The organism is Psychromonas arctica DSM 14288, from assembly GCF_000482725.1.
GTDB classification, from domain to species: Bacteria; Pseudomonadota; Gammaproteobacteria; order Enterobacterales; family Psychromonadaceae; genus Psychromonas; species Psychromonas arctica.
The window spans coordinates 13,851-26,902 of sequence record NZ_KI519484.1; the positions used below are offsets into that span (position 1 = coordinate 13,851).

Genomic DNA, 13,052 nt, shown 5'->3' on the forward strand with positions numbered 1-13,052 from the left:
CTGAATCAGATGCAGAAGTTAAACCAGAAGCGGTAAGTGAAACTGTTGATGATATAGAAGAGCTCATCAATCAAGAAACTGAAGCGGAGAAAGAGACAGTTGCTGAGTCATCTGAAGCTATTAATACAGATGACATTATCGACGATGATTTAAGTGAATTTGAAAATGTTGATCTTTCAACTTTAAAAAGTGTTGACCAAAGTATTTCCGAGTTAGATGCTGCAGAGGAAGCTCAGACTGATGCAGAGCAATTAAGTGATCAACTAGATAATAATGAAGTAAGCGAAGAATCAGACGATCAGGACAGTGACAGTGAAGGCAAATCATTAGCAGAACAATTAAGCCAAGGTGCCTTTGATGAGGATGTTGAATTACCTACAATAGATAAAAGTAAGCATGATGAATTTATTGATATCGACACATTATTAACAAGTAGTGGGGGTGATGCGATAAATGAAGAAGACTTCAATCTAGAGTTTGGCCTTGATGAGTTCCCGGATGTGGTAGAGTCATTCACTGAGTTTGACAGTGATGATGATGGTATAGCCGCACAATTAGATTTGGCTCGTGCCTATTTAGAAATAGATGAAAAAGAAGGGGCTAAGGACATTTTAAACAAGTTATTAACTACTGCATCAGATGATAAATTAAAAGAGGTACAAAAATTACTCGCAAGAATTAAATAATATTTTGTAAATCAATCTGCTAAACAGATACACTAAGTATTTTAATTCGCTGAGTAACTTAATCGAGTGAAATGCTAGAAAGCATACCTCATTAGCGTTATCACCCTATATTTGTGTATCTAACAAGCCAGCATTGCTGGCTTTTTTAAATTGGAATAAAAATAGTATGCGACCAATTATTTTGGATGTGGAAGGGGTCTCATTAACACCTTCAGAACAAGAGTATCTATCCCACCCGTTAGTGGCGGGTGTCATTTTGTTTACCCGTAACTTTGACAACCGTGTACAATTGAAAGAGCTCGTGCAGCAAATCCGCTTTTATGCAAAACATCAGATCATTATCGCTGTTGATCACGAAGGTGGACGAGTGCAACGTTTTCGAGAAGGGTTTACATCGTTACCTGCATGTGGAGACCTATTAACACAATCAAATGATTTACAAGTAGCGCTTAAATTAGCAAAAGCCAGCGCTTTTGTGATGGCCAGTGAATTGATCGCCTGTGATATTGATTTAAGCTTTGCTCCAGTGTTGGATATTAATGGTATCTCCGATGTAATTAGAGAGCGTAGTTTTAGTAAACATCATGATCAAGTTAGTATTATTGCGAGTGCTTATATTGATGGAATGAGAGAAGCGGGTATGGCAAGCACTGGCAAGCATTTTCCCGGACATGGTAGTGTCAAAGCAGATTCTCATATTGCATTACCCGTTGATAAACGCAGTGAGTCGGAAATATTTAACAATGATATGCAACCCTTCATCAAATTAATTAATGCCGGTCAGTTAGATGCGATCATGCCTTCACATGTTGTTTATTCACAATGTGATGATTTACCCTGTGGATTTTCTGAATATTGGCTACAGAAAATCTTGAAGCTGCAATTAGGCTTTAAAGGCGCAATAATTAGTGATGATATTTCAATGCATGGTGCTAGTTTTGTCGGAGATCACCTTTCAAGAGCTAAAAGTGCTATCAATGCCGGTTGCGATCTTATTTTAGCGTGTAATGACACACCTGCCGCAATGCAAATTTTAGACGGATTAACATTAACTAACAGTAGAAATAATGAACCACTAATTCAGTCGTTACTTGCACAAAAAAGCAAACTTAAATTGCCATTACAAAAGAATCAAACTTGGCTGGAACATAGACGCTTACTACTTGAATTTGCTGATCAAAGTTAAATACTGCTAAGCGAGTCTAATTAGTATTAAGCAAGGCTTGCACTCTTTAACAATTTACTTAGACTAGATTAAAAGTTGCTGTGCCTATACTGAGAGAATGTTTTAATTTAAGCACTGACAATGAGATTTAGTTATACTACTAATATAATAACAATACTTGCCCATTTATTATCAAAAAATAAAATGAAGTTGGCAATGTTTGTAGACTCAAAAGACAGATCGCTAAATAACAGTTAAGAATAATAAAGGCGGAATTTAAAAATGATCATATATTTACACGGTTTTGATGCAACGAGCCCTGGTAATCACGAGAAAGTGATGCAATTAAAATTCATTGATCAAGATGTTCGTTTTGTTCATTACAGCACTATTCATCCTAAGCATGATATGAGCCATATTCTTAAAGAGGTACATCAACATGTGCAAGATAGTGATGACAAATCTCCACTTATTTGTGGTGTAGGCTTAGGAGGATATTGGAGCGAACGTATAGGGTTTTTATGCGGTATTAAACAAGTTATTTTTAATCCAAATTTGCATCCTGAAGATAATATGGTTGGCCGTATTGAATGGCCTGAAGAATATTTAGATATCTCAACTAAATGTGCTAGTGACTTTAGAGAACAAAATAAACCTAATTGTTTATGCATTTTATCTGCAACGGATTTGGTCAGAAACACCGAAATTAGTGATTATGAGTTATCGAATTATTACCCTATTATTGTTGATGATAAACAAAGTCATAAATTTTCTGATATTGCAGCCCACCTTCAGACAATTAAAAAATTCAAAGATGATTAATAAATAAACGGTATATGTAGTTATTTTGCACAGGATTTGTCTACTCAATAAGTATTATATCCACAGGCGTTAATCACTTCTTACGGTAAAAATTTTACTTTTTACAACTAAAATCGCTTTCAAGTAACATTATTGATAATCAAACCATAAAAAAAGGTGACTTGAGTCGCCTTTTTTTATAACCTTAAATTCTTAATAATAAGATCTAGGTCAGTTTTTTTACAAAAGAATACTTTTTGTCACAAAATAAGTTGTTTTTTGTAAAAAAATTAAATTATTGAGGTGGTTATGAAGAAAATAGTAATAGTTGGTGGTGGTGCTGGCGGGTTAGAGTTAGCAACTAAATTAGGCAATAAATTAGGGCGTAAACAAAAAGCGCATATCACGCTAGTGGATAAAAATAGTACTCACCTGTGGAAACCTCTTTTACATGAAGTTGCAGCCGGTTCGTTAGATGACGGTATTGATGCGGTAAGTTACCGTGCTCACGCAACTAATCATCATTTTAACTTCAAACTTGGCGCAATGCGTAATCTTGACCGCGTTAAAAAAACTATTTCAATTGACCCTTTGATAGATGAAGAAGGCACTATGATATTACCAGCTAGTGAAGTTGAATATGATATTTTAGTGATGGCGTTAGGTAGTGTCAGTAATGATTTTAATACTAAAGGAGTGCGTGAACATTGCATTTTCTTAGACAGTCCACAACAAGCCAAAAAATTCCATCATCGCATGTTAAACAAGTACCTGCAGTTAGGGGTTGAAGAAACAAAATCTGTAAATGTTTCAATTATCGGTGCTGGCGCAACGGGTGTAGAGCTATCTGCGGAACTATATAATTCACTTAAACAAGTTTCTAGCTATGGGTTCTCACATATTAAAAGTACAGATTTACATGTTAGCTTAATAGAAGCGGGTGATAGTATTTTACCTGCCTTACCTAAACGTATTTCAGCATCAGCGCATCAAGAGTTACTAAAACTAGGTGTAGATGTACGTATTAATACTATGGTTACTGAAGCAAACTCTGAAGGGTTGTTAACTAAATCTGGTGAGTTGATCAAAGCAGATCTGATCGTATGGGCGGCAGGCATTAAAGCACCTGATTACATGAAATCATTGGCAGGTTTAGAAACCAATAGAATTAACCAGTTAATAGTTAAACAAACATTGCAAACTACCTTAGATAAAGATATCTATGCGATTGGTGACTGTGCAAGTTGTGCATTACCAAGTGGTGGCTTTGTTCCTCCTCGAGCCCAATCTGCTCATCAAATGGCATCGTTAGTGGGTAAAAATATTTTAGCGACATTGAATAATAAACCACTAGTTGATTATAAATATACTGATTACGGTTCATTAGTTTCACTAAGTAACTACAGTACAGTGGGTAGTTTAATGGGGAATTTAATGAAAGGTTCTATGATGATAGAAGGGCGTTTAGCTCGTGTTGTCTATATTTCCTTATATCGTATGCACCAAGTTGCATTACATGGTTATATTCGAACTGGCTTAATGACTTTAGTTGAACGTATTAACCGTGTTTTACGTCCACGCCTAAAGTTACATTAAATCTAAACTCTTAAAGTTTCATTATTTATTTCTAATGCGACTTATTTATTTTTAACGCTTTCAAAATTATAAAATGCCTCACTTTATTGAGGCATTTTTAATTTGTAATGTTAAAGCAATCTCTTAGTTGTTTACTTTTGAACAGATATAAACAACTCCAGGTAACCAACACTATTTGTAAAGATGCAGCGACTGAATAGGTAAAATGCATCATATATAAATAATATAACTGCAATGCTAAATCACTGAAAGTGGTTAATAAAATAAGAAAGAAACACCAAGGCCAACAACGTATTGCCCATTTGTCCTGTGCGTGACGACGTCCTGAAATAATAAAAATAAGTACTGGGAGTACGCCGACTGATAAGCCTAAATAGAAATGACTTTTTTCAGGATAAAAAATTTGTAGTAGTGTATTACCTGTTTGTTGTGAAGCGACAGAGATAATTAATAATACCCATGTCCTAGAAAGGAATAACAAAATAAATAACAGTATGGGAGGCGCCTTTAAATCACCGGATTCTGTATAATGTTGTAATGCATATAAACGTTTTTTCATAGCTGACCCAATAATTTTTATCTCATTATTATTGAAAGTGCTGGTGAATACTAATAGGAATTGTTAATGAGCGAAAATAATCTAATTAAAAAACGCATTGCGATGGTTGGGCTAGGTGATATTGCTCAAAAAGCATACTTGCCGATCATTTCGCAACATCCACTAATAACGCCCGTACTTTGTTCTAGAAATATTGACACGTTGTCATTATTAGCAGATAAGTATCGAATTGCAGAAGTGTTTGATGATTATCAGATGTTACTTAAAAGCAAACCTGATGCGATAATGATCCACGCCGCAACATCTGCTCATTATCATCTCGCAAAGCTTGCTATTGAGCATAATATTGCAGTCTATGTAGATAAACCTTTAAGCGATAACATTCAGCAAGTTAATTTATTAATACAATTAGCAGAGCAACACAATGTTTTAATCTATGTTGGATTTAATCGGCGTTATTCGCCACTGGTACAGGAAATTAAATCTTCATTAAGTGAAAATATGACTGTAAATAAAGATATTACAGTACAAAAAAACAGATTTAACCTACCCGCTTTTGCTGAAACATTTATTTTTGACGACTTTATTCATGTTATTGATACTGTACGTTATTTAGATTGCGAGTCTGATTTTTATCCCAAACATATAAATGTGATGGCTCAATTTGAATCTGATTTACTAGCCAATTTACAAATATCATGGCAGAGCCAATTTTCAATTTTGAATGCCAATATGAACCGTATTGCAGGAATCAATCAAGAGCGGTTATTGGTAACAAGTAAAGGAAGCAGTTGGCAGGTAGATAACCTAAATGAAGGTGAAGTTTACCAAGAACAACAATTTAAACGCTTATCTTTTAATGATTGGGAGCAAACTCTATATAAGCGAGGCTTTGTTTCACTAATTGAAGATTGGTTAGAGCAACTGCAAGTTGGTTTATTTAATAAAAGAATTGCTGAGGATATCCTGATCACGCATCAAATTTGTGATCAAGTATTAAAGCAGGTAAACACTTTAGCGAAAATTAATAAAGCTTAACTATTTTGACTGGCTTTGGGGTTAAAATACTTGCCTCACCATTATTGTATTAAGTAATGGTGAGGTAAATTTAAGTTTATTCTATTCTACATTGGGTACAGTAAATAAAATGATTCTTTGGATCATTTAAGCGGGTAATGAAGTTGCTTTGTTTTTCTAAACGAAGAAAAGCCTCAATTAAAGGCGAAGATTGCATGATCGTTGACGGTAAAAAGCTAATCGACTGCGATAGTAATTTATTAATAAATAACTGCTTTGGTGATATCTCAGGTTGGATTGATACAATATCATATTCACTTAACGACGCTAATTGTGCTGCTGAGTTGATCGCAGTTTGTAAATTTCCCAATTCATCAACCAAGCCTAGTTGTAGTGCATCCACACCTGTCCATACTCGACCCTGAGCAACTTTATCTACTTCCTGCTTGGTCATATCTCGCCCATCCGCTACTACCTCTAAAAAGCTTTGATAGCCGTGTTCGATGCCTATCTGAAAAATTTCAGCTAATTGAGGGTTAAGTGGTTGAGTTATACCAACGTCAGATAAAGGGCTAGTTGAGACACCATCTTGATGAATGCCTATTTTATTTAAGGTTTTATCAATAGTGGCAAACATACCAAATATACCAATCGATCCCGTCAATGTAGTTGGGGAAGCAATTATTTTATCGGCAGCAGAGGCTATCCAATAACCACCTGAAGCGGTCACTGACCCCATTGAGACAACGACAGTTTTTCCCTGTTTTTTTAATGCAAGTATTTGTTGACGTATCAGCTCTGAAGCGGATGCACTACCACCGGGTGTATCCAGTCTAATAACAACGGCCTTTATCTGTTTATTTAAGCGTGCTTGTTTTAATAATGTATTAAAACTTTTATCTGCAATCGTTGTTGCATCACTAGTGCCTGACACTATTTCTCCAGAACCATGAATAACAGCGATTTGATTGTTACTACCGGTAAACGTATAAATTGGAGGTAAGCTTGATGCGTAGTGGTTGTAATCAATACGATTTAGCGGTTTAGACTTTGTTTCTGCTTTGAGCGTCAGGTTAGCAATAAACTGCTCATGATAGGCAAGTTCATCTACTAAACCTACGCTCATTGCATACAGGGCTCCGTCGCCAGAAACTGTACGTAATTGTTGTTTAAGTTGATCTAAACTTGGGTTGATGGATTGTGCACTTAATGAGTCAATATTATTTCTTTGTAATAGCACTGTATCGATATAACCCTGCCATAATTGGTCCAACCAATGTTTGTTTGCATCTTTACTGTATTGAGACATTTTTGTTTCAGTAAATGGTTCAACAAAAGATTTATAAGTGCCGACTTTGAAAATATGCGGTGTGATCAATAGCTCATCTAGTAAATCTTTAAAATACAAACGATTAACTGCGTAACCTTGCAGGATCACTAACCCATTGGGAGCAAGAGTTATATGGTCAGCATAGGCGGCTAAATAATATTGCGTTTGGCTATAATTATCTGCATAAGCGTAAACTGGCTTACCTGACTTTTTGAATTCATTGATTGCATCACCAATATCCGAAAGTTGATCTAAACTTGCTGATCTTAACCCGCTAAGTTCTAACACCAGCCCAGTAATTTTATCATCATGTTGTGCATGCTGAATTGTATTAATTAGCGCTTGTGTTTCGAATTCTTGTATTTGCTCTTGTTCAGTACCGGTTAGCTGATTTGTTATTTTTTGAGAAAGATCTGCAGGTTGCCTTTGTTCTACGATATAACCATTTAAGTTTATTTGCAGATAAGAGTTATCTGCAACATAGATTTTTTCTTCTGTTTCGTTGAATGAAACAACAATCAACAAGACGATAAAAATAAAGATGGCATTAAGTATGATTAAACGGAGACAATTAATCAGTTTAAATAATTTTCTAAAAAACTGATTAATAAAGCGAAATATAATAGCCATAAAAGATCCTTCAAGTGCAGTGGTGATTAATGTTAATCGATAGAAAAAGGTAATTGATAGTAAATCAGGCAACAGTGATATTGCCCTTATAATGGAGTTATCATAAACTTTTTTTTAGCTAAAAGTACGATAAAGGCAAAATGCTAGCTAACTTTTGGAATATGGTTTGGTATTAATGGCAATTCTGGTTCATAGCAGATCATTATTGTTGCTTAAAATTGATCCCTTTGGGGTTAGAAATTTTGTAAGAGGGACAAGCTATTTGATGCGATTTCTACCTTAAATTAATGCATTTTTCTTTGCCAATAATGGTGCACCTAGTTAATGAAATTAACATAAACACAGATAGGGCTTAACAATCTCTATAAAAAAGCACCAATTACTTGAGTAATTAGTGCTTTTCTTCGTTAAAATTTCTTAACTAATAATTGCTTCCGATAATTTAAATCTAACTAAATTAGTTAGACCTAGAATTAGTATCAGTATTAGAAGCTTGAAGTATCAACAAATAAACCTACTTTTAGATCTTCTGCTGTATAAATAACTTTACCATCTACTTCAACAACACCGTCTGCAATACCCATTACAAGTTTACGCATAATTAAACGTTTCATTGTGATGCGGTAGGTTACTTTCTTCGCGGTAGGCAATACTTGCCCCGTGAATTTTACGTTGCCTACACCTAGCGCACGTCCTTTACCTGGACCACCGCTCCAACCTAGGAAGAATCCAACTAGTTGCCACATAGCATCCAGTCCTAAGCAACCAGGCATAACAGGGTCATTAGGAAAGTGACATTGAAAAAACCATAAAGCTTTATCAATATCTAATTCAGCAATCAACTCACCTTTGCCATGCTCTCCACCATCGGAAGTAATAGAAATAATGCGATCCAGCATAAGCATATTATCAACAGGTAGTTGACAGTTACCTTCACCAAATAACTCACCTTGACCACATTTAATAAGTTCTTCTTTGTTGTAAGAGTTTTTACCCAACTCTTTTTGGGATACGATTTTAGTCATAATCACTTTTCTTAAGATAATTGATAAGGTGAGGCATTAAAGAGGAAATTAACTTAATACCACGAAATAATGAGCGCCATACTGTATATGAGCTATTAAAAACAATCAAGAATAATCAAAGTCCTTGATTGTATTTTGTTTTTTATTCTACTAATTGAAGATAGAGTCTTTTAACCGAGAAAACAAGCCAGCTGATGTTTCATCCATCTCTTCTTTAGCGGTGATCTCAATTCTTGTATTAATTGCTTTAATTACTTGCTCAAAAGATTTTCCTAATAATAAAGGAAAAGCCTGATGGCAGTGTGAAACTGAGTGAATATTAATTTTACCTGATTCTACTAACGCTAAAGTATTCATATTCAGTGTTAAATTTATTTGATTGGCTTTTGGCATAACAATTGAAATAGGCGCATCTAACAAGCCTAATTCAAATAGACGCGCAACAGCTTCTATCTTTTGATTGATACCTCCTATAGCTAGTACGTTACCATGTTGGTCTAATGAGCCTGTCACAAAGATATTTTGCTTCACTGGAAATTGTGCATAACAGGAGCTAACAGCTAGTAGGATAGCTAATGAAGCGCTATCGCCATCACTTTCTTGATATGACTGTTCAAAAACTAAATTACAAGAATACGGGAATGCACTGATATGGCTAAAGAAATGATTTAAATAACCTTGTACGATCAATGTACTTTTTGCATGGATATTACCTGCAAGTTCTACTTTTCGTTCAACATCTATAATTTCACCATCGCCAATCATATCACTGGCCGATATTCTAAATACTTCACCAAATTCACAGGGATAACCTAATAGTTCAACAACTGCTAAGCCATTAATTTGTCCGATGTTTTCTCCGGATAACTGCAAGTTCACTTGTCCTTCAAGCAAAGATTGCTCACTGTATTTTCTGGCTAATGACTGGGCTTGATCTATCTCTTCGAAATAAGCAACCAAATCAAGCTTAGTGATTTGTTTGTTGTCAGTGAAAAGGTTTGCATATTGTAATATTTGTTTTATTAACTCTGGTGAAAATAATAACTGTTTTTGATGTTCACATTGAATCGATAAATAGTTTAATAATGTCGCTAATGCTTCATCTTGTAATGATTTTAACCCCAATTGCTTCGTTAAATTGTGACAATAACTCACAATAGCATTAACAGAGTTTTGAGATACTGGCACTTGGTTTGCTAATTCACAAAATAATGAAGACACTTGTGCATATTCTGGATCGATTTGAATTAACTCTTCAAGCTGCAACCGACTGGCTACTAAAATGATTTTGGTCGTAATAAGCTGAGTTGATAAATCAGGTAATATTTGCTTTATTTTTTCAGCATTAACTGCGTCACTCGCAAGTAAATATTGACGTTGTAATACTGACTTAAGTTTAAACCAAAGACCCGGTTCAACTAATAAAGGACTAATATTAAGAACAAGTAGTCCTCCATTAGATTTTTTTAATTGTCCATCAGCAAAATTTAACTCGCCATCATTCATTAATGAGATGCGCCCAAATAGTATCTCTTGATTAAAACTTAAAAGGTACTGAGTGGGGTAAGTATCTGGAATCACCTGCTTAAGCAGTTGCTCCGCACTTAACCAATGACGACTATTAATCAACAACAGTGGTGTAGGCAGCTTTAAATAGTGCGAAATAATAGAAACAGCATCGGAAAATAGCTCTGCTAATTCACCCTTTTGAATTTCTTTATACTGTTTAAGGTAGACGTCAAAATGTGTTGTACATTGCTGTGCTGACAGGGGAGTTATTTGCTCACTAATCTGATCTTTCTTGCTAGAGGCATTGCTTGTAGTTAAAGGCGAAATAGTTTTGATCAAAATGTATGCTCTAGTTAACGTTAAAGGAGGGCAATTTATCACATCCCTCCTAATAAAGTTAACAATAAAATGTACTTATAGTTTAAAACCCTTCACCTTTTGTTGTTGGTATTTAGTTTCACAACTATCACAACGTTGTTGGGTTGGACATTTAAAGAGAGCATCGATGTCTAATGCAGTTTCGCAATCAGAGCATAAACCATATAACCCTAATTCCATACCTTGCAGCGCTGCATCTATGCTTTTTATTTGTTTTTTGTAAAGGTTAAGTGAATGACTTTCGCTGTGTACTAAGCTATCTATCAAAGTATCCGCATTCATATTATCCACCTGCTCAACTAAGTCATTAAGGTATGGCTTTGATGAAGTAGCTAATCTTGCTTTCACTTTTTCTTTTAACACCGCAAACTCAGACAATAGGTGCTGCTGTAAAATATGTTGCTGCTCAGTTGTAATTTCTTGCATAGCAATTGCCTTACTCATTATTATGTATCCTTATAATAAGCAAGATTATTTAAAAGTTATTGATTTGTATCAAATTAAATATCTTTTTTAGTACTATTTTTTGACTTATTACTAATCGACATGAAGTGCAATCTGAGCGCATAAAGAACATCCAACTTGAGATGGTGTGATTTTGATTTTTAGGCTAATTTATAATCGCTGCAAAAGGGCAAGGATTACCACTTTTTCCTTTCAGCAAATAAAGCATCTAAATCATTTTCATTTTCTGATTCTTTCTTTTGTATTGCTTGTAACTCTTCATTGCTAGCTTTAGCTAAATGCGATCGAATTTCTTCTGCATATTGTTTCAATTGTTGTTCTTTATTTTGCAGATAATTATCTTTGGTGGGCACAGAATCAATGGCCTTTAATACTTTATTTATCATTTGATTAGCACTGCCGAATTGCTGCGCAGCTTTAGATTCATTAATACGTTTAATACTATTTTCTAAGTTTATTTTTAGCTGCATCATCTCGATTTGTTGTGCTTCTGCAACGAATATATCTGTACTGATTTTACCTTTTGCATGCTCCGAGCGTAACACCGCACGTATCTTTTTTGTAACTTGCAATAACGCTAGTGCTTCTTTGTTATCTTCTGGAGTTCTAAAACTATTAGTATCGGGTGTAGTGTAATTTTCTTTTATTTGCTTAATTTGTGAATCTGTATTAGTTAGGTGTTCTCGAATAGCAGGGGTGCTTGGAAATAGATTTACCATGGTTAATAGCGCATTTCTAATTCTATTTTGCATTATTAATAGCAATGATTTGGTGAATGGAATTTTTGTTGCGGTTAATAGGAGTTCGTCGACCTCTGTAATAATAGCCCGTTGCTTACTCATAGTAATACGTTTTTCAGCTTCACCTTTTTGTTTATATTGTTCAATTATATTGTAACCAATTAAAACAAAAAGCAATAAAGCAATCAGACCAAAAATTATTGTATATAACATAGAAACTCTTAAATAAAAAATTGCGTAGAAGGCAGATTATAGAACATTACCAACCCATCATGGGTATTATCTTTAAGGTATATATAAGGTAAATATACTGCCGCGATTATTAGGTTTATTTTCAAGAGAAATATAACCTTTATGTTGATTCGTTATATGCTGCTCTGCTATTTTTTTTGCGAATAAAAGCCCTAAACCACTGCGACCTTTATTTGCATTAAACGAATTTGATGCCCCTTGATTAACATCCAACATGTGCTGTGGGTAGCCATCACCATTATCCTCGACCTTAAATACTAAATAAGCAGGCGTTTGAACAACGGTTATAGCAACCAAACTTTTAGTATGACGTAATGCATTAATGAAAATATCTGAAAGAAGATATTTTACTAAATCTAAATCAAAATATGCGAATAAGTGTGTATCGATCTTAAGTGAAACATCGATATGACGACTTTGAAAGTAAAGTCGATGACGCTCAACAATCTCATCCATTAGTTCATTAACTGAATTCTCTTCAATAAAAATGGGTAATTGTTGTTTTTCATCCCGGTATAAGGCTAACAACTGCATTAAGGTGCCGTTAACACGAGAGGTTTGATAATGTAAATCAGCAACGGTTTGATGTTGATGTGCAGTCAAATTATCTGCTAGGTCTAAACCTTCTATGGACTGCATTAACATAAATAATGAATTTTTCATGTCATGGATGCTAGTCGCTAATATTGTGCTGAAATCTAATTGATCATGATTATCCATAGACATACCTCACGTTACATTATTAATTGGATCTATTTTACAGAGTTAGGGCCGCAAAAGTTGGGTAATTTTGGCCTTCATAGTAACGGTTATAAATAACAAAACGAAACATCTAATTCAATATTTAGTGTAAATATATGGTGATAGGCAAAATAAGAAAGTATAACTTTGTAAATATT

At 34.6% G+C, this 13,052-nt stretch carries 12 protein-coding genes; 5 read left to right on the forward strand and 7 right to left on the reverse strand.

What is annotated here, in order from left to right:
• The 4 genes from H592_RS22835 to H592_RS0118775 form a co-directional block, all read left to right on the forward strand.
• The coding region (locus H592_RS22835; protein ID WP_037072219.1) for a FimV/HubP family polar landmark protein at positions 1 to 686 on the forward strand (686 nt) is incomplete at its 5' end.
• A 166-nt stretch (positions 687 to 852) separates the two neighbouring features.
• Positions 853 to 1,872 (forward strand): beta-N-acetylhexosaminidase, encoded by a 1,020-nt coding sequence (gene nagZ, locus H592_RS0118765; RefSeq protein ID WP_028870129.1) that lies wholly within the window; start codon positions 853 to 855, stop codon positions 1,870 to 1,872.
• A gap of 261 nt (positions 1,873 to 2,133) precedes the next feature.
• Positions 2,134 to 2,673, forward strand: coding sequence for an alpha/beta hydrolase YcfP (gene ycfP / locus H592_RS0118770; RefSeq protein ID WP_028870130.1), 540 nt, complete (start codon positions 2,134 to 2,136; stop codon positions 2,671 to 2,673).
• A 288-nt stretch (positions 2,674 to 2,961) separates the two neighbouring features.
• Positions 2,962 to 4,248, forward strand: a complete 1,287-nt coding sequence (locus H592_RS0118775) for an NAD(P)/FAD-dependent oxidoreductase (protein WP_037072222.1) — start codon at positions 2,962 to 2,964, stop codon at positions 4,246 to 4,248.
• A 97-nt stretch (positions 4,249 to 4,345) separates the two neighbouring features.
• Here the strand turns inward: H592_RS0118775 and H592_RS0118780 are convergent, their stop codons facing one another.
• Entirely contained in the window at positions 4,346 to 4,807 is a 462-nt protein-coding gene (locus H592_RS0118780) for a DUF2919 domain-containing protein (protein WP_028870132.1), read from the reverse strand.
• A gap of 66 nt (positions 4,808 to 4,873) precedes the next feature.
• On the opposite strand from H592_RS0118780, the gene H592_RS0118785 reads away from it, so the two are divergent.
• Positions 4,874 to 5,845, forward strand: a complete 972-nt coding sequence (locus tag H592_RS0118785; protein ID WP_037072224.1) for a Gfo/Idh/MocA family protein — start codon at positions 4,874 to 4,876, stop codon at positions 5,843 to 5,845.
• Between the two features lie 76 nt (positions 5,846 to 5,921).
• Here the strand turns inward: H592_RS0118785 and sppA are convergent, their stop codons facing one another.
• The 6 genes from sppA to H592_RS0118815 all read right to left on the reverse strand — a co-directional run bounded on the left by sppA (position 5,922) and on the right by H592_RS0118815 (position 12,873).
• Positions 5,922 to 7,784, reverse strand: coding sequence for a signal peptide peptidase SppA (sppA, locus tag H592_RS0118790; protein WP_028870134.1), 1,863 nt, complete (start codon positions 7,782 to 7,784; stop codon positions 5,922 to 5,924).
• A 485-nt stretch (positions 7,785 to 8,269) separates the two neighbouring features.
• Positions 8,270 to 8,809 (reverse strand): bifunctional 3-hydroxydecanoyl-ACP dehydratase/trans-2-decenoyl-ACP isomerase, encoded by a 540-nt coding sequence (gene fabA / locus H592_RS0118795; RefSeq protein WP_028870135.1) that lies wholly within the window; start codon positions 8,807 to 8,809, stop codon positions 8,270 to 8,272.
• A 150-nt stretch (positions 8,810 to 8,959) separates the two neighbouring features.
• Positions 8,960 to 10,657: an AAA family ATPase gene (locus tag H592_RS0118800; protein WP_182689656.1), complete on the reverse strand. Its 1,698-nt coding sequence runs from the start codon at positions 10,655 to 10,657 to the stop codon at positions 8,960 to 8,962.
• 75 nt (positions 10,658 to 10,732) lie between these two features.
• Positions 10,733 to 11,140, reverse strand: coding sequence for a hypothetical protein (locus H592_RS23435; protein WP_051369269.1), 408 nt, complete (start codon positions 11,138 to 11,140; stop codon positions 10,733 to 10,735).
• A 197-nt stretch (positions 11,141 to 11,337) separates the two neighbouring features.
• Complete coding sequence (locus H592_RS0118810) at positions 11,338 to 12,114, reverse strand: hypothetical protein (protein WP_028870137.1); 777 nt, start codon at positions 12,112 to 12,114, stop codon at positions 11,338 to 11,340.
• A gap of 72 nt (positions 12,115 to 12,186) precedes the next feature.
• Positions 12,187 to 12,873 carry a sensor histidine kinase gene (locus tag H592_RS0118815; protein ID WP_028870138.1) on the reverse strand — a complete coding sequence of 229 codons (687 nt, stop codon included), beginning with the start codon at positions 12,871 to 12,873 and terminating at the stop codon, positions 12,187 to 12,189.
• Positions 12,874 to 13,052: the final 179 nt, after the last annotated feature.